The organism is Nocardia sp. NPDC047654, from assembly GCF_043205035.1.
Classification (GTDB): Bacteria; Actinomycetota; Actinomycetes; order Mycobacteriales; family Mycobacteriaceae; genus Nocardia.
In genome coordinates, this window is sequence record NZ_JBIDDF010000001.1 from 1,041,012 (window position 1) to 1,058,542 (window position 17,531).

Consider the following 17,531-nt stretch of genomic DNA (forward strand, 5'->3'; position numbering starts at 1 on the left):
TGGGCACCGCGGACGGGAGTCCTACCGGCGGGTCGCACGCCCCTGGTGAAGGCCGTCCTGCGGGCGCGGCACCGGCGGTACGGCCCGTCACATACGGGCGACGTTGCGCGGGGGCGAGGAAAGGGGCGGGGACGGCGGGGGTCTACCATCCTTTGTAGTAGTAGTCGCGCCGCACCGGTCGGCAGGGGCGCCGGGGCGGACGGAAAAGTCCGGCGCGGTTTCGTCCGTACCACCGGAACCAGCGCACTGCTGGTCCATGCCGGATGCGATGCACAGCGTGCGAGGAGAGACAGTGCGGATTGGGCAACGGCCGGGTGGCGATGGTGCGCACGGCTCCTCCGCGACGGCGCTGGCCGACCGGTTCACGGGTCCCGGCCTACCGTCCCGGCTGATGCGGCGGGCGCTGGCCTACATCGCGCTGACCAAGCCCAGGGTGATCGAGCTGCTGCTGGTCGCCACGATCCCGACCATGCTGCTCGCCGACCGCGGCACCGTCGACATCCGACTGATCCTCGCGACCCTGTTCGGCGGCTGGATGGGCGCGGCGAGCGCGAACACGCTCAACTGTGTCGCCGACGCCGACATCGACAAGGTCATGAAGCGCACCGCCAAGCGGCCGCTGGCCCGGGATGCGGTGCCCACCCGCAACGCCTTCGTCTTCGGCGTCGTGCTCGGCCTCGGCTCCTTCGCCTGGCTGTGGTGGCAGGCCAACCTGCTCAGCGGCCTGCTCGTCGTCGCGACGATCCTGTTCTACGTCTTCGTCTACACGCTGGGCCTCAAGCGCCGCACCTCGCAGAACGTGGTGTGGGGCGGCGCGGCGGGCTGCATGCCCGCGCTGGTCGGCTGGTCGGCGGTGACCGGCGGCATCGGCTGGCCCGCGCTCGCGCTGTTCGGTGTCATCTTCTTCTGGACGCCGCCGCACACCTGGGCGCTGGCCATGCGCTACAAGGAGGACTACCGCGCGGCGGGGGTGCCGATGCTGCCGGTGGTCGCCACCGAGCGGACGGTCACCAAGCAGATCGTCGTCTACACCTGGCTGACCGTGCTCACCACCCTCGCCCTGGCGCCCGCCACCGGCGTGATCTACACGGCCGTGGCGCTGGTGGCCGGAGCGTGGTTCCTGCTCATGGCGCACCAGCTGTACGCGGGCGTGCGGCGCGGCGAATCGGTGAAGCCGCTGCGGCTGTTCCTCCAGTCGAACAATTACCTGGCCGTGGTGTTCTGCGGCCTCGCGGTGGACTCGGTGCTCGGCTGGGACACCATCGGCAGCTTCTTCAGCTGATCGCGCCGATGTAGCCGTCCGGACGCACGAGTACCCGGGTGCCCTCGACCGCGGCGTAGGCCGCGTGAGCGTGCCCGTCGACGTCCACCACGTGTGGTCCGGTCACCGACGTGCCGGGGCGTACCACCGCGTACGCGTCCGGCCCCGCCTCCGGCGATGTGCCGAATGACAGGACCGTCGCGTGCGGCCCGCGGAACAGGTCGAACAATCGGACCGGCCGCCCCGCCTCGTCTTTCAGCGGCGCGTCCGGCGCCCGATCGCCGACCGCCAGCGCGTCGCGCGCGGCCGGGTCGCGGTAGCTGATGTCGAGCTGCTGGGTCTCGGGCCCGCGCTCCATCGCGTCTTCCTCGCCGTCGACCAGCTTGTCCAGCAGTTCGGAGCTCAGCCCCAGTACCTCGGCGGCGACGGTCCTGCGCTCGGCCTCGTAGCTGTCCAGGAGCGTGTCGTCACCGGCGAGCGCGGCGGCCAGTTTCCAGCCGAGGTTGTAGGCGTCCTGGATGCCGGTGTTCATGCCCTGGCCGCCGGTGGGCGGATGCGCGTGCGCCGCGTCGCCCGCGAGGAACACCCGGCCGTCGCGGAAACGCTGCGCGAGGCGGATGTTCGGCCGCCACACAGTGACCCAGGTCAGGTCGGTGAGGGTGACGTCGTCGCGTCCGCAGTAGCGGTCCACGTACTCCTGGAGCAGCTCGAGGCTCGGCTGCGCGTCGCCGGTCAGCGGGGCGGCGAACTGGAACTGTCGCCCACCGGGCAGCGGGGACAACGCGATGCCCCGCATCGGCTCGTCGGCGGCGGCGAACCAGTAGCCGAACTCGTGATCGAGCGCGTCGGCGCGCACGTCGCCCAGCAGCATCCGCAGCGATTCGTCGGTGCTGCCTTCGAACGGGATGCCGGCTGTCTTGCGCACGGTGCTCTTGCCGCCGTCCGCGCCCACCAGGTACGCGGCGCGCACGGTCTCCCGCGTGCCGTCGCGGTCCAGCGTCGCGGTGACGCCGTGATCGTCCTGCGTGAAGCCGGTCAGCGCGGTGCCGAGTTCCACCTGCACGCCGAATTCGGCGAGCCGGTCGCGCAGGATGGCCTCGGTGTGGGATTGACCGAGCACCCACAGGTTCGGGTAGGGGACGGCGGGGGTCGGCTCGACCGGCTCGCTCATCCTGCGCTCGGTGACGAACTCGCCGCCGAGGTGCACGCGCATCACCGGTGTCGGCATCCCTGCTGCCAGCACCGCGTCCAAGACCCCCAGGTCATCGAAGACTTCCAGGGTGCGCGGCTGGATGCCGTCGCCACGGGAGCCCGCGAAGAAGGCGGCCGCCCTGTCGACGATCCGGACCGGGATGCCCCGGCGAGCGAGATCGAGGGCGAGGGTGAGACCGGTGGGTCCGGCGCCGACGACGAGAACGAGCTGTGCCATGAACTACTCCTGATGAATCTGAATTCACTGAATGTGGATTCAGTGTGACTCTTGGTACGTTGCCTTGTCAAGGAGGTGAGGTGGGTGTCGCTGAGTCGCAAGGAGAAGTCGGCCGAGACCGAGCAGGCGTTGAAGGCCGCGGCGTTGCGCTTGTTCGCCGAGCGCGGCTACCTGAACACCAAGATCACCGATATCACGGCGACCGCGGGCCGGGCGGCCGGGTCGTTCTACAACCACTTCGCGAGCAAGGAAGAACTGCTTCAGGCACTGCTGAACGACTTGGCCGCGGCGGGGGACGAGCGCGCGGAGGGGCCGGATCACAACCCGGATTTCAGCGATCCGGAGTCGGTGCGGTATCACGTCGCCGGGTACTGGACCTTCGCGCGGGAGCACGCGCCCGTGCTGCGCGCGGTGAATCAGGCCGCCCTGGTCAACGAGGAATTCGCGCGGATGGTCGCGCGCTTCGGCATACAGCAGCGCGCGGACATCGCCGATCACGTGGCGGGCTTCGCCGACCAGGGATTGCGGCTGCCGAGCACCGCCGATGCCAGCCTGGCGATGATGTTCCTGCTCACCCAGAGCCTGCTGGCGGCGGTCGAGGAAGGAAACGTCGAACTGACCGACGAGCAGGCCGTGGAAGGCCTGACCCGCTTCGTCTATCGCGGTCTCACCGGCCGCGACTACTGATGGACCGATGGGCGACCCGTCGGATCGCCCACCGGCCGGGAGCTCACGGCAGCAGGACGATGGAACCGGTGGTCTTGCGGCCTTCCAGGTCGCGGTGTGCCCGCTCGGCGTCGGCGAGCGGGTAGGTGGCGCCGATCCGGACGTTCAGCGTGCCCTTGGCGATGGCGTCGAGGATGTCACCCGCGCGCCAGGTGAGCTCGGCGCGGTCGCGGGTGTAATGCGCCAGCGTGGGACGGGTGACGAACAGCGAACCGGCCGTGCTGAGCCGTTGCAGGTCGAACGGAGGCACCGGGCCGCTCGCGCCGCCGAACAGGGCGAGCGTGCCGCGCACGCGCAACGCGGCGAGGCTCGCCTCGAAGGTCGCCGCACCGACGCCGTCGTAGACCGCGGCCACGCCGACGCCGTCGGTGAGTTCGCGCACCCGCTGGGCGAGGTCGTCGCCGTAACGCAGCACCTCGGCGGCTCCCGCCGCGCTCGACAGCGTCTCCTTCTCGTCGGTGGACACCGTCGTGATCACTCGGATACCGCGCGCGGTCAAGAGCTGGGTCAGGATGAGCCCGACGCCGCCCGCGCCCGCGTGCACCAGCACCGTCTCGCCGGGCTCGGGCCGGTAGATCGACTCGATGAGGTAGTGCGCGGTCATGCCCTGCAACAGCGCCGACGCGGCCACCGGCGGGTCGACGCCGTCCGGCACCGGGATGGCGACGGCGGCGGGCACCGCGACCTTCGGGGCGTAGCTGCCCGGCGCGGCGGACCACGCCACCCGGTCACCGACCGCGAAGTCGGTCACATTCGAGCCGACCTCGGCGACGATGCCGGTGCCCTCGGCGCCCGGGATGTAGGGGACGTCCTGGGGGTAGCGTCCGGTGCGGATGTAGGTGTCGATGAAATTGACGCCGATCGCCTGCGTCTCGACCAGCAGCTGGTCCGCTCCGATCCGCGGATCGGGCACGTCGACGTACTTCAGGACCTCGGGACCACCGTGTTCGGAAACCTGAATGGCGCGCATGAGTTCCAGTTCTACACCCGAGCGGCGAGCATGCTGCCTACCGGTCGGTAAACTGCCTGTCATGAGTACCGAAACCGCCACGGCGCCGGCGAAGCTGCCGGGCGCTCTCGTGGAATCCGTCAAGGGATTCGTCGCCGACCACGGCGGATCCGCCACGGCCGTGCTCCAGCCCATCGGCCGCGCGGGCGTCCGCGTCACCTTGGTCGGCTCGGACGGCGTTCTCGGCGACCGGGTGGTCGCGGACCTGGACACCGCCAATGCGTTGGTCGACACCATCGACGGCCTCACCGAGGCGGACGAATGGGATCGCGAACTCACCTCGATCGTCACTCCGCGCAAGGGCCACTGGGCCAAGATGGCGGGCTGGGTCGCCAAGCAGTCTCGCTTTCCCAAGGCGCGCAACGAGAAGTGATCGGTGCGTAGCCGAGTGACGCTGCCCGGCCGCATCGGCGCGGTGCTCGTCGCCGGGTGGACAGCTCTTGTCGCAGCGGCGATTCCGGCGGCCGCGCAGCCATCGGAGACTTCGAACGTGCTGCGCGCCTGCACTCCCGGCGACTATCCGCCCTACTCGATCAGAGATGACGCGGGCGGCTACCGGGGTGTCGACGTCGACCTCGCGCGGGGGTTCGCCGCCCTGCTCGGCCGCCCGCTCGAGTTCGTGCCCGTGACCTGGGCGACGCTGAAGACGGACTTCGCCGAACGGAACTGCGATCTCGCGGTCGGGGGCATCTCCGACCTGCCGTCGCGCCGGGAGTTCGCCGACTTCTCGATCACCTACGGGACCGACGGCAAGGCCCCGATCACCCATCGCGCGAACGGCGCGGCGTACTCGACCATCGCGGAGATCAACCGTCCCGGTGTGCGCGTGATCGCCAATCGCGGTGGGACGAACGAGGAATTCGCGCGCAAGAACTTCCCCGAGGCGCAGCTCACTTTGTGGCCGGACAATCTGACGATCTTCGGCGAAGTCGAACAGGGCCGTGCCGATGTGTTCGTCACCGATTCGGTCGAGGGCCGCTACCGCGTGCGTCAGCACCCGGACCTGCAAGTGCTGCATCCCGAAGCGCCGTTCGACTCGTTCGGGAAGGTGCTGCTGGTGCGCAAGAACGATCCGGTCCTTGCGGCGCTGGTGGACGCCTACCTGGCGACCCGGCTCGCGACCGGCGCGGTGGACCGGTTGTTCGAGCAGTGGATCGGGCCGAACGCCTCCGTCGGCTGAGTCCGTTCGCCGTGCGGGGAGCGCGATGGACAGCGCCGAAGTCCTAGGGCTGCCGCCTTCCGGAAGCGTCCGGTGCGCTGATCGGACACTGTGGCGGTGGGCGGGATGTCTGAAGCGAGTGATCGGCGAATCGTCGGCAATATGACCGGTTTGCCGCATCTCGCGCAGACGCAGCGCCCACCCCTGGCTGGGCGATACCCTTGAACAGGGCCCTTCAACTCGAGGAGCTGCTGTGGGAGACCTACGAGGCGGGACGCACCGTGCGTAGCCGCCGCATGAACGATCCTGGCTGATTCCGAGCTACCGATGCGTGAGCCGATCGACCTGGTCGATTCAGCCGAACGAACCCGCGCGGCGCTCGCCGCCGTCGTGGCGCAGTTCTCGGAGGCATGGGCGGCCGGCTCCCCGCCCGACCTGTCCGCTTACCTGCCCGCCGAGCAAGCCGAGCGGCGGACGATCTTGATCGAACTGATCAAGGTCGACCTCGAGTACCGCTGGCTGCGCTACCACTTTCCCAAGCGGCTCATCGACTACCGCGCGGAGTTTCCCGAACTGCGCAATGGCCCTTTCCCGGCCGATCTGGTCTATGAGGAATACCACGCCATGCGCCGCGGCGAGCAGGGCGGCGACACCACCGACCTGACCGCCACCGCCACCGCCGCGGAACTCGACCGGCTCACCAGCGACTACCGCAGCACGATGATCGCTCGCCCGAGTGCCCAGGTCGCGCTCGACGCCATCGACGTCGGCGACCAGGTCGACGATTTCGACCTTCTGATGCGGATCGGGGTGGGCGCGTTCGCCCAGGTGTATCTCGCTCGCCAGCAATCGATGCAGCGACTGGTCGCGGTCAAGATCTCGCACAACCACGGCAACGAGCCGCAGACCCTCGCCCAGCTGGACCACGAATACATCGTGCGCATCTTCGACCAGCGGCTCATCGCCGACGACGAGCTGAAGCTGCTCTACATGCAGTACCTCCCCGGCGGGACACTGCTCGATGTGCTGCGCTTGGCGCGCGCGACGCCGCCGCAGCGACGGGGCGGGCAACTGCTGCTCGACGCCATCGACAAGGTGCTCGCCGAGAAGGGCGAGGTCCGGCCCACCGAATCCGCCGTTCGGGCGCGGATCGCCGCACTGACCTGGCCGGAGACGGTCGCCTGGCTGGGCCGCCGGCTCGCGGACGCCCTACAGCACGCGTCCGAACGAGGGGTGCTGCATCGCGATATCAAACCCGCGAACGTGCTGCTGAGCGCCGAGGGAAGCCCGAAGCTGGCCGACTTCAACGTCAGCTTCAGCAAACGCGTCAAGGGCACCAGTCCGCTGGCGTACTTCGGCGGATCGCTGGCGTACATGTCGCCCGAGCAGCTCGAAGCCTGTCATCCCGGCCTCCCGGTGACCGCGGGGGAACTGGACACGCGCAGTGACATCTTCGCGCTGGCCGTCATGCTGTGGGAGTTGCTCACCGGGCGTCGCCCCTTCGCGGACGAAACGTCCGCCGGTGATTCGCAGACGTCGCTGGCCCGCATGATCGAACTGCGGCACAGCCCCGTCGAGCCGGCGTTCCTGTCGGAGCTGCCGCCGGATTGCCCCATGGCGCTGCGCAGCGTGCTGCTGAAGTGCCTGTCGCCCGACCGTGCGGACCGCTATTCGTCCGGTTCGGAATTGGCGCAGCAGCTCGACCTGTGCCTGGAGCAGCGGGCCCGCGATCTCGTCTATCCGCCGCCGGACAGCTGGCGCGTGCGACTTTCCCGCTGGCCCACCCCTGTCTTGTGGCTGTCTTCGCTGGTCGGTGTCGGCCTCGCCACGGTCTATATGGCTGTGCACGTGCAGGAATTGATCAGGGAGCGTCTGTCCGATGCCACCAATTGGCAGCTCAACATGGGTGTCTACGTCTTCGTTCTCATCGCGGGCCCGCTGTCCATCCTCATCTACGCCTCCATGTCCCGTCATTTGCTCGCGGTGCCTCGCGGCTTGCGCGAGGGCAGACGCTATGACGAGGCACTGCTCGCGCGGGTGCGGTCGCGAACCCTGTTCTGGGGCGATATGTGCGCGCTGAACACCTTCCAGACCGGGATGACGGCGACCGTGACCGGGGTGTTCCTGTGCCTGTGGTTGACCGACCTTCCGGCGCGGTTGGTGATCCACGCGGCGATGACCGTATTCATGGCGGGCGTCATCTCCGTGGCTTACACGTTCTTCCTGTCGACGTTCTACATCGTCCGCTGCGTCTATCCGATCTATTTGCGCTACACCCGCACGACGGGGGACGACTCCGGCTATATTCGCGCGCTGCGTCGAAGAACCACGGTCTATCTCGCGGTCACGGCCTCCGTGCCGCTGGTGGGAGTGCTGGCCGGATTCAGCCTTCTCGAACCCGAGGAACTCCCGCTGGTGCGCGATTCGGTCCTGGGCTTGTGCGCGGTCGGCGGTCTCGCGTTCGTCGCCGTGTACTGGTTGTACCGGACGCTCGACGCGGACCTGCGCGCGCTTCAGCGGGTGGTCAGGAGACCGGCGGCGAGCGTCGGCTGATCGGCCGCGCGGCTAACCCTGTCCGGCGAACCGGGCGATCGCCCGCCGGATGGCCGCACCCATGGCGGGGCTGCCGGTGTGCCCGGAGTCATCGATGACCTCGAGTTCCGCGTCGGGCCACGCCTGGGCCAGCTGCCAGGCGGTGTACAGCGGGGCACTCAGGTCGAGTCGGCCGTGGATCAGCACGCCGGGAATGCCCGTCAGCCGGTGCACATCGCGCAGCAACTGCCCGTCCTCCAGCCAGGCCGCGTTGGCGAAGTAATGCGTGCAGATCCGCACGAACGCCATGCGCGCGGCGTCCGGCTTCGCGCTGTACTGCCCGGTGCTGCCGAGGTTTTCGTGCGCAATCACGGCGTCCTCCCAAGCGCACCACCGCTGCGCCGCCGCCTCGCGGGTGGCGGCGTCGGGACTTTCCACCAGCCGCCGGTAGGCCTCGACGAGATCGCCGTAGCGGTCGGCGAGCGGGACGCCGGTGCGGAAGGTCTCCCACTGCTCGGGCAGCAGCCGGGCGACGTCGCGGTAGAGCCAGTCGATCTCCTCTTGCCGGGTCATGGTGACGCCTGCCAGCACGATCTCGCCGACTCGCTCGGGAAAGCGCTGCGCGTAGGCGAGGATCAGCGTCGCCCCCCAGGAACCGCCGTAGAGCAGCCACCGGTCGATCCCGAGGTGTTCGCGCAGCCGTTCCATGTCCGCGATCAGGTGATGCGTGGTGTTGTGCGCGAGGTCGACCGCGGGGTCGGAGGCGTGCGGCAGACTCTCCCCGCAGCCGCGTTGATCGAACAGGACGATCCGGTAGGCCGCCGGGTCGAAGCTCTTCCGCGCTCCGCGCCGTCCACCGCCGCCCGGCCCGCCGTGCACCACCAGCGCGGGTTTGCCGTTCGGGTTACCGCTGGTCTCCCAGTAGATCCGTTGGCCGTTTCCGACGTCGAGCAGCCCGTGGGCATAGGGCTCGATTTCGGGAAAGGGCTGCGGCGCATCGGATCGCGGATCGGGCGTGGACACGACCGATCACGCTACCGCCGAGCGTGGATCACCGCCCGGCGTCGCGAAATCGTGGGCTTCGGACACCTGTGGCTATGTGTGCGGTGGCGCCGACCACTGCGGGGCGCGACGTGGATGTGCCGAAGCCCGTGTCGTGATCGCTGTCCGAACCGCTCACCGCCTCCCGATCCGCTCGTTCCCCTGCGGCGGTCTGGACGACCACCGTAAGCGCGGGGCTCACTCAGGCGGCGGCCTGGGTCGCCGGGTCCGGCTTCGGGGCGGTGACCCGCTCGCGCGTGCGCAGCGAAGCCCACAGTGCGGCGGTGGCGGCGGTGCACGCCGCGGCCCCGCCCACGTGCACGACGACCAGCGCCGCGGGGACATCGGTGAAGTACTGCACGACACCGACCAGCGCCTGCGAGCACACCAGCGCGAGCAGCACGAACAGGCGGGTGCGCACGGCGGGTGCGATGCCGACCGCGAACAGGCCGAACGACAGGCCCACCAGGAGCGCGAGATACCCGACCAGCAACTGCGAGTGCAGATGCACCAGGGTGACGATCTCGACCTGCAACCGCTCCACTTGACGCTCGATGCTCTTGTCGCCCGCGTGCGGACCGGCGGCGGTCACCAAGGTGCCCGCGACCAGGACGGCGCTGAGCGCGACCCCGGCGAGCGCGGTGAGCCAGCGCAGCGGCGCGGGCGCGCGCACGGCCTCGATGCCGTCGTCGGGCTCGCCGATCTTCGCGTACAGCACCATCGCGAGCCACACCATCACCATGGATGCGAGCAGGTGGGTCGCCACGGTCCACCACAGCAATCCGGTGCGCACGGTGATGCCGCCGATGATCGCCTGCACGACGGTGCCGCCGGGCATCAGCCACGCGTACACCAGCACCTCGCGGCGGCGGCGCGCCCTGGTCACCGCCAGCACGACCGCGGCGGCGCACAGGGTGACCAGGAAGGTGAGCAGCCGGTTGGAGAACTCGACCGCCTGATGGATCGCCGGAACCTCCGACACCGCGACCGGGGTGAAGCTGCCGGGGAAACACTGCGGCCAGGTCGGGCAACCCAGACCGGACGCGGTGACCCGCACGACGGCGCCGGTCACCGAGATGCCCGCTTGCGAGACGACGACCGCGAGCGCGATCAGGCGCTGCACTCGCAGCGAGGGCAGTGGCAGCTTGTCGACGAGTCGCAAGAACGCGCGATACAGCACGTCGAAAATGGTAGCCGGGCCGGATCCGGCGGCTCCACCCGGTCTACTACATTTCGTCGTTGAGACTCAGTGGAAGCGGAACAGACGGGTGGCCGCGACGCCCGACACCACGCCCCATACCGCGAGAACGGCGATCCCGAACCAATCGACACCGGTGTGCATCGCGGTTTCCAGCGCTTCGGCCAGCGCGCCGGACGGCACCAGCCGGGCGAGCACGCTCACCACGGCGGGCAGGTCGTCGGCGGCGAACACGATGCTGGCGACGCCGAGCATGACGAACCACAGGATGTTGGCCAGCGCGAGTACGACCTCGGCTTTCAGGGTGCCGCCCAGCAGCAGGCCCATCGCCGCGAAGGTCGCGGTGCCGAGCGCGATCACCGCCGCGCCAAGCAGCAGCCCGACGGGTTGCGGCCGCCAGCCCAGTGCGAAGCCGATGAGGCCGAGCAGGACGGCTTGCAGCACGACCACGATGAGCACGGCCGCGCTCTTGCCCGCGATGACGCCCCAGCGCGGCAGCGCCGTCGCGCCGAGCCGCTTGAGCGCGCCGTAGCGGCGGTCGAAGCCGACGGCGATGGCCTGACCGGTGAACGCGGTGGACATGACGGCCACCATCATCACCGCGGGCACGATCTTGTCCACCCGGTGCGCGCCGAGCTCGCCGAACGGCAGCAGGCTCAGGCCGACCAGCAGGGTGATCGGAATGAACATGGTCAGCAGGAGTTGTTCGCCGTTGCGCAGCAACAGGATCAGCTCGAGCCTGGTCTGCGCGAACAGCATCGCGGCGCGGCTGCTCGGGCGCGGGCCGGGGGCGAAGGTGCCCGGCGTGAATCGGTTGGCGGTCGCGTCGTGCTCGCTCATCCGCGCAGGTCCCGTCCGGTCAGTTCGAGGAAGACGTCTTCGAGGCGGCGCTGATCGATCCGGATGTCGGTGGCCAGCACGTTCATTCGCGCGCACCACGCGGTGACGGTCGCGAGCACCTGCGGATTGATCTCGCCCTCCACCAGATAGGTGCCGGGGGTGGTCTCCCGGGGCGCGAACCCTTCGGGCAGGGCGTTCGCCAGCAGTTCCAGGTCCAGCTTGGGCGGCGCGCTGAACCGCAGCTGCCCCGCCGCTCCGTGCGCGGTGACCTCGGCGGGGGTGCCGGAGGCGACGATGCGGCCGTGGTCGATGATCACCAGCTGGTCGGCGAGTTGCTCGGCCTCGTCCATCATGTGCGTGGTCAGCACGACGGTCACCCCGTCGCGGCGCAGGGCGTCGATCAGTTCCCAGACTATCAGCCGGGCCTGGGCGTCCAGGCCCGCGGTCGGTTCGTCCAGGAACACGATCTCCGGTTTGCCCACCAGCGCGCAGGCGAGGGCGAGCCGCTGCTGCTGGCCGCCGGAGAGGCGGCGGTAGGGGGTGCGGCGGTTGTCCTGGAGGCCGAGCGTGCGCAGCAGCCAGTCCGGGTCGAGCGGATCCGCGGAGTAGGCGGCCACCAAGTCGAGCATTTCCCCCGCTCGCGCACCGGGATACGCGCCGCCGCCTTGGAGCATGACGCCGATGCGGGGGCGCAGCCGTTCGGAATCGGCGACGGGGTCCAGGCCGAGTACGCGCACCGTGCCCGCGTCCGGCGCGGCGAATCCCTCGCACATCTCCACCGTCGTGGTCTTGCCCGCGCCGTTCGGGCCGAGCAGCGCGAGCACCCGCGCCGGTTCGACTTCGAACGTCAGGCCGTCCACGGCCGTGGTCTCGCCGTACCGCTTGACGACGGCGTCGACGCTGACGGCCGGTCCGCAGGTCGTGGTCACGACTCAGCCTCGCCGGCGCTCGGTTTCGGCGCACCCGGTGATGCTGTGTAGATGGCTCCCTCGCCACGCTCGGTCACGATGTCACACCGTAGGAGGTGGGCACCTGTGACGGAGCCGACACCCCCGTCTGCCCGCGCCAGGGCAGCGAGTTGCGCGTGATCACGATGAACAGCACTCCGACGATCACGGTGGCGATCGCGGCGCCCACGATCTGGAACACCTCCAGATCGGCGCCGCGCGGCATCAGGATGACGCTCACGATCGCCGAGAACGCCACCGCAGGTACGCGGAACACCGGGCGGGTCGCCCAAGCCGCCATCGGCACGATCGCCCACAGCAGATACCAAGGCTGCACCACCGGGAACAGCAGCACGATCGCGCCGAGCGCCACGCCGAGCGCGCCGACCGGATGCAGCCGCCCGGTGCCGGTGGCGACCAGCATCCGGACGGTGAAGAAGCCCGCGACCACCGCCGCGATCGGGCGGGTGATGCTCAGCAGGGCGGTGGTGTGATCGCCGAGTCCCAGCAGCACACCGCCGAACCCGGTGATGATGCCGAGCACGGTCGGCAACGACATCCAGCTGCGCACCACGCTCGCGGTGTTCAGCGTGTAGATCCAGCCGAATCCGAGCCCGCTGACCGAACTGATGAAAAGCGTTGTGCCGATGGCGATCGCGCCGAGCATGGCGGCCGCGATGGCGACCGTGCGCAGCGAGGCGCCCCAGCGCCGCGCCAGCGCCATCCCGACGAACCCGAGCACGATGATCGAGGTGAACTTGATCGAGGACGACAGCGTGATGATGATCGCCCCGCTGATCAGCCACGCGTAGGCCCGGCCGTCGAACGGGTGGGTGTCCTCGATGGCGCGCAGACAGAACTCCAGGCCCGCCAGCATCAGGCCGAGCATCAGCGCGTCGTTGTGCACGCCGCCGACCAGATGGAACAGCACCAGCGGGTTGGCCGCGCCGAGCCACAGCGCGCTCACCGGCGCGACGCCGCAGCGCACCGAGAGCCGGGGCAGCGCCCAGACGATCAGCGCGACGCCGCCGAGCGCGAGGATCCGGTGCACCCACACGCCCGCGATGATGTTGTCACCGGTGAGTTCGGCGATGCCACGGCCGATCCAGAGGAACAGCGGACCGTAGGGCGCGGGGGTGTCGCGCCAGATGGTCGGCACGTTGTTGGTGAGGACGTTGTCGATCCCGAGGCCCGCGACCGGGCCTTCCTGATACGGGTCGATGCCGCGCGCGGCGATCTCGCTCTGTGCCAGATAGGAGTAGACGTCGTTGCTGAACAGCGGGGGAGCGACGCTGAGCGGGATCAGCCACAGCAACAGCGTGCGGTCCAGCTGCGAGCGGGTCAGCCGGTGGATCGGGGAGCCGCCGATGCCGCCGATCGCGAATCGGCCCAGCAGCAGCCAGGCCAGCACGACCACGACGGTGCCGGTCATGCACATGGCCAGCGAGCCGGTATGGGCGCGGGCGAAGATGCCCAGCACGCGGACGCCGGAGGTCGGGTTCTGGTGCACCGGCTGCGCACCGATGCCGAGCGCGCTGATCGCCATCAGCACCGTGCCCGTCGCGCCCATCAGGCGGATCCGGTCGAGCTGCGCCAGCTCCTTGCGGTCGAGACCGGGCACCTCCGACTCGTCGCTGTGCAGCACCGCGATGGTGTGATCGGCCGCGGGCACGTCGAGTCCGAGTGCCCGGCGCCCGACCGCCAGTGTCCTGCGCCGCGCGCCGTCCAGTACCGCCACGCAACGCAGCCTAGTTGGTGCGCGCATCCCGGTCTGTCGGGCCGATGTCAGCGGGGACGGGGGGTGTTGCCGGTGGGGTTCTCGTCGGTTCGTCTCAGCCATTCCGACAGCAGGGCGCGTTCGGCGTCGGTGAGCATCGGCAATTCCGGTGCGGCGGCTCGGAGTGCGGCCGCGGTGGCGTCGCGGGCGGAAAGTGGTGGGACGTCGGTCAGGATCGCATGGGTCACCGCCTCGTACATCGCCTCGGCCAGCCCGAGGTCACGGTCCTGTGGCGGGACGGACAACAGGGCCAGGGCGGCCCCCGTCCCGGCGGCGTGGACGAGTTCGACGGCGCGGCGTTCGCCTACCCGGAGCCGACCGGCCGCCGCGACGCGATGCACCCGGGCGCGCAACACCTGCAGCCCGGCGGCCGCGGCGGGTGAGGCGGTCCCGCGGCGGGGGTCGGTGAGCATCGAGAAGACCGCCGGATTCGTCAGTGCGAAGTCGATGTGCATGTCCCATCCGGCGCGTAGCTCGGCCACCGGGTCGTCCTGCTCGTCGGCGCGGGCCTTGCCCGCCACGTAGGTCGCGAAGACGTGCTCGGCGACGGCATCGAGCAACGCGTCCTTGTCGTCGAAGAAACGGTAGATGGTCGGTGCCTGCATGCCCGCCGCATGCGCGACCGCGCGGGTGGTGACTGCGTGCGGGCCCTGTTCGCGCAACAGTCGCCCAGCCACCTCGACGATGCGCTCCCTGGTCTCGTGCCTGCTCGCGCTGCTCGACCTCGACTCTGCCATGCGGCCATCTTAATCGGTGCTAATATCGGCGTTGCTAACAGCGATATTATCAGCGTTAAGGAGGGTGAATGATCATCGTCACCGGAGGCACGGGACTGCTCGGCTCTCAGATCGTCGATCGGCTGCTGGAGCGGGTACCAGCCGCGCGGGTGGGCGTCAGCGTCCGCGATATCGGCCGGGCAGGCGAGTTGGCCGACCGCGGCGTGCGGGTGCGGCGCGGCGACTTCACCGACCCGTCATCCCTGGCCGAGGCATTCGAAGGCGCAACCCAAGTGCTGATCGTCTCGGCGAACCTGACCGGGGATGCGGCCGTCGCCGCGCATGTCGCGGCGATCGACGCCGCACGCGCGGCCGGGGCCGGGCGCATCCTTTACACCAGCCATCAGGCCGCCGCCGATGATTCGGTGTTCGCGCCCATGCCGGACCACGCCGCGACCGAGCGCTACCTCGCGGCGACGGGCATACCGTTCACCGCACTGCGCAACGGGTTCTACGCCGGCACGGTCCCGCTCTTGCTGGGCTCGGCGCTGGACACCGGTGAACTGATCGCACCGGCCGATGGCCCCGTCTCGTGGACCGCCCATGCCGACCTCGCCGAAGCGGCGGCGATCATCCTCGCCGACGAGGACCGGTTCGACGGGCCGACCCCGCCCCTGACCGCACCGGAGGCCCTCGACCTCGCCGACATCGCCGCCATCCTCACCGAACTGACCGGACGAACGATCCGCCGCGTCGTCGTCGCGGACTCCGAATGGGCCGCTTCCCTGGTCGCGCACGGCGTCCCCGAGGAGCGGGCCGCCATGCTCCTCGGCATGTTCCGGGCCGCCCGCCGCGGGGAGTTCGCCACTGCCACAGGCGAACTCGCAAGCCTTCTCCAGCGCCCCGCCATGCCGGTCCGTTCGATTCTGTCGGCGGCCACCACTCGCTGAGCGCGACCTACGCGTGGCCTGGACCGCACACGATCAATTGCACTCCTCGGGGACAAGGCGCTTCAGGCGCCCGCGAATGTGCGGCATCGCGGGGAGTTCCGAATTCTTCGACCTGGTTCGAGCGACGATCCCGTACCGCGAACGGACCCTGGTCGTTCCGACCGGGCCTGCTCCGCTCGCGGGGCACAATCGACAGATGGTTTCGGAGTCCAGGCGGCGGATCGAGGTGGCCGCGTCCGGGCTGCTGGCGCGGCACGGGTATCACGGGTTCGGTCTGAAGGCGTTGAGCGAGGCGGCCGAACTGCCGTACGGCTCGATCTACCACCACTTTCCGGGGGGCAAGGAGGAGATCGCGGTCGCGGCGATCACCGGGACCGGCGTGCTGACCGGCCGGATGATCCGGCAGGCGCCCACCGATGTGTTCGCCACCTTGGCCACGCTGTTCGAATTCATGGTCGGCAAGCTCGCGGACTCGGAGTGGACCGACGGGTGCCCGGTCGGGACGCCCGCGCTGGACGGCGGCAGTGACGTCGAGGCGGTGCGCTCGGCCTGTGTGCACGCCTTCGAGGCGATGGAGCAGGCCTTCGCCGGACTGCTCGCCGAACTGGGGCTCGGCGGCGAGGAGGCGGCAGCGCTGGCCACGACGGTGGTCGCCGCCTATGAGGGCGCCACGATCCTGGCCCGGATCCGGCAGACGGACGCCCCGCTACGCACAGTGGCGAAGTCGATGGAGCGGCTGATCCGGGCGACGTTCGCGGCGGAGGGGATCGGCGGCCCCGCGCCCGCGCCGCGCCGAGCGGCGGCCACCGGCGAGTCCGGCGCTGCCGCGCGTCCCGGAAAATTTACGGAAACTCCTGCTCAGCAAGGCGATACGCCAGAGAACGCTTGACTAGAAAGAACGTTCTAGCGACACTCGGACGATGAAGCGTCTGATGCTGACCGGTCCTGGTGCGATGCGCTGGGAAGAACATCCCGAACCCGTGCTGAGCGGGCCCGGTCAGGCGCTGGTGCGGCCCGTCGCGCTGGCCACCTGTGACATCGACCCGGCCGTTCTGCGCGGAGACTTCCCGCTGCCCGGTCCGTATCCGTTCGGGCACGAGGGAGTGGCGGAAGTCGTCGAGATCGGTCCGGAGGTACGCGGCGTCGCCCCCGGCGACCTGGTGGTGGTGCCGTTCCAGATCTCCTGCGGCGCCTGCCGGGCGTGCGCACGCGGGCGGACCGGGAACTGCGTGGGCCATCCGCGGCTGTCGTCGTTCGGCCTCGGCGCCATGGGCGGGCTGGACTGGGGCGGGCTGTGGGCCGACCTGACGCTGGTGCCGCACGCGGACGCCATGCTGGTGCGGCTGCCCTCCGGCGTCGACCCGGCCGCGGTGGCCAGCGCGAGTGACAACATCCCGGACGCCTATCGCTCGGTCGGCCCGCAGCTGGCCGACGATCCCGCCGCCGAAGTGCTGGTCATCGGCGGCCCCGCCGCGCCGTCGATCGGTCTGTACGCCGCCGGGCTCGCCGTCGCCCTCGGCTCCGCCAGGGTGGTCTATCTCGACGACTCCGGCCGGCGACTGGACATCGCGAAGTCGCTCGGCGCGGAGGCGATCGAAGGGCCCGGGGACGCGCGGGTGGGGCGGTTCCCAATCGTCGTGGAGGCGGCGGGCGGGGCGAAAGCGTTGCGCGGGGCGATCGACGCGACGGCGTACGACGGCTGGTGCACGAGTGTCAGCGTCCAGGCGCAGGACGTCGCGCTGCCGCTCTTCGGCATGTACACCCGCTGCTGCACCTTGCACACCGGCCGCGCGCACGTGCGCCCGGTCATTCCCGAGGTCCTCGATCTCGTGGCGGCCGGTCGCTTCGATCCGTCGCTGGTCACCACCGTGACGGTCCCGTGGGAGGACTCGATGGAGGCGCTGCTGGAGACGCCGATGAAACTGGTGGCCGTGCGCTGAACGTCT

Annotated in this window: 16 protein-coding genes; 8 read left to right on the plus strand and 8 right to left on the minus strand. The window is 69.9% G+C overall.

What is annotated here, in order from left to right; all coding sequences use genetic code 11:
- The first annotated feature begins 292 nt into the window (after positions 1 to 292).
- Entirely contained in the window at positions 293 to 1,282 is a 990-nt protein-coding gene (locus ACGF7Y_RS04990; RefSeq protein WP_391462890.1) for a heme o synthase, read from the plus strand.
- Here ACGF7Y_RS04990 and ACGF7Y_RS04995 read toward each other — a convergent pair.
- A complete protein-coding gene (locus ACGF7Y_RS04995) occupies positions 1,275 to 2,690 on the minus strand; it encodes an FAD-dependent monooxygenase (protein WP_393229297.1) in 1,416 nt (471 codons plus the stop codon). The genes ACGF7Y_RS04990 and ACGF7Y_RS04995 overlap by 8 nt on opposite strands.
- Positions 2,691 to 2,774: 84 nt before the next feature.
- Here ACGF7Y_RS04995 and ACGF7Y_RS05000 point away from each other — a divergent pair, with 84 nt between their 5' ends.
- Complete coding sequence (locus ACGF7Y_RS05000) at positions 2,775 to 3,377, plus strand: TetR/AcrR family transcriptional regulator (RefSeq protein WP_393229300.1); 603 nt, start codon at positions 2,775 to 2,777, stop codon at positions 3,375 to 3,377.
- A 43-nt stretch (positions 3,378 to 3,420) separates the two neighbouring features.
- On the opposite strand, the gene ACGF7Y_RS05005 is transcribed toward ACGF7Y_RS05000, so the two are convergent.
- Positions 3,421 to 4,386: a quinone oxidoreductase family protein gene (locus ACGF7Y_RS05005; protein ID WP_393229303.1), complete on the minus strand. Its 966-nt coding sequence runs from the start codon at positions 4,384 to 4,386 to the stop codon at positions 3,421 to 3,423.
- Positions 4,387 to 4,447: 61 nt separating this feature from the next.
- On the opposite strand from ACGF7Y_RS05005, the gene ACGF7Y_RS05010 reads away from it, so the two are divergent.
- The 3 genes from ACGF7Y_RS05010 to ACGF7Y_RS05020 all read left to right on the plus strand — a co-directional run bounded on the left by ACGF7Y_RS05010 (position 4,448) and on the right by ACGF7Y_RS05020 (position 8,137).
- Positions 4,448 to 4,798, plus strand: coding sequence for a hypothetical protein (locus ACGF7Y_RS05010; protein ID WP_393229306.1), 351 nt, complete (start codon positions 4,448 to 4,450; stop codon positions 4,796 to 4,798).
- A gap of 3 nt (positions 4,799 to 4,801) precedes the next feature.
- Complete coding sequence (locus tag ACGF7Y_RS05015; RefSeq protein WP_393229309.1) at positions 4,802 to 5,605, plus strand: transporter substrate-binding domain-containing protein; 804 nt, start codon at positions 4,802 to 4,804, stop codon at positions 5,603 to 5,605.
- Between the two features lie 306 nt (positions 5,606 to 5,911).
- Complete coding sequence (locus tag ACGF7Y_RS05020) at positions 5,912 to 8,137, plus strand: serine/threonine-protein kinase (RefSeq protein ID WP_393229311.1); 2,226 nt, start codon at positions 5,912 to 5,914, stop codon at positions 8,135 to 8,137.
- Between the two features lie 12 nt (positions 8,138 to 8,149).
- Here the strand turns inward: ACGF7Y_RS05020 and pip are convergent, their stop codons facing one another.
- From pip to ACGF7Y_RS05050, 6 genes are all read right to left on the minus strand, one after another.
- Positions 8,150 to 9,139, minus strand: a complete 990-nt coding sequence (pip, locus tag ACGF7Y_RS05025) for a prolyl aminopeptidase (RefSeq protein ID WP_393229313.1) — start codon at positions 9,137 to 9,139, stop codon at positions 8,150 to 8,152.
- Between the two features lie 220 nt (positions 9,140 to 9,359).
- Positions 9,360 to 10,337, minus strand: coding sequence for a heme A synthase (locus tag ACGF7Y_RS05030; RefSeq protein WP_393229316.1), 978 nt, complete (start codon positions 10,335 to 10,337; stop codon positions 9,360 to 9,362).
- Positions 10,338 to 10,403: 66 nt separating this feature from the next.
- Positions 10,404 to 11,195 carry an ABC transporter permease gene (locus ACGF7Y_RS05035; RefSeq protein ID WP_393229319.1) on the minus strand — a complete coding sequence of 264 codons (792 nt, stop codon included), beginning with the start codon at positions 11,193 to 11,195 and terminating at the stop codon, positions 10,404 to 10,406.
- Entirely contained in the window at positions 11,192 to 12,124 is a 933-nt protein-coding gene (locus ACGF7Y_RS05040; RefSeq protein WP_393229322.1) for an ABC transporter ATP-binding protein, read from the minus strand. The genes ACGF7Y_RS05035 and ACGF7Y_RS05040 overlap by 4 nt, the downstream gene beginning before the upstream one ends.
- Before the next feature lie 73 nt (positions 12,125 to 12,197).
- Positions 12,198 to 13,907, minus strand: a complete 1,710-nt coding sequence (mptB, locus tag ACGF7Y_RS05045) for a polyprenol phosphomannose-dependent alpha 1,6 mannosyltransferase MptB (protein ID WP_210750731.1) — start codon at positions 13,905 to 13,907, stop codon at positions 12,198 to 12,200.
- A gap of 20 nt (positions 13,908 to 13,927) precedes the next feature.
- Positions 13,928 to 14,656: a TetR/AcrR family transcriptional regulator gene (locus ACGF7Y_RS05050; protein ID WP_393229326.1), complete on the minus strand. Its 729-nt coding sequence runs from the start codon at positions 14,654 to 14,656 to the stop codon at positions 13,928 to 13,930.
- A 68-nt stretch (positions 14,657 to 14,724) separates the two neighbouring features.
- Between ACGF7Y_RS05050 and ACGF7Y_RS05055 the strand changes: the two genes are divergently transcribed.
- The 3 genes from ACGF7Y_RS05055 to ACGF7Y_RS05065 all read left to right on the plus strand — a co-directional run bounded on the left by ACGF7Y_RS05055 (position 14,725) and on the right by ACGF7Y_RS05065 (position 17,525).
- Complete coding sequence (locus ACGF7Y_RS05055) at positions 14,725 to 15,585, plus strand: NmrA family NAD(P)-binding protein (protein WP_393229329.1); 861 nt, start codon at positions 14,725 to 14,727, stop codon at positions 15,583 to 15,585.
- Positions 15,586 to 15,781: 196 nt separating this feature from the next.
- Positions 15,782 to 16,474, plus strand: a complete 693-nt coding sequence (locus ACGF7Y_RS05060; protein ID WP_393229332.1) for a TetR/AcrR family transcriptional regulator — start codon at positions 15,782 to 15,784, stop codon at positions 16,472 to 16,474.
- 31 nt (positions 16,475 to 16,505) lie between these two features.
- Positions 16,506 to 17,525 carry a zinc-binding dehydrogenase gene (locus ACGF7Y_RS05065; RefSeq protein ID WP_393229335.1) on the plus strand — a complete coding sequence of 340 codons (1,020 nt, stop codon included), beginning with the start codon at positions 16,506 to 16,508 and terminating at the stop codon, positions 17,523 to 17,525.
- The last annotated feature ends 6 nt before the right edge of the window (positions 17,526 to 17,531 follow it).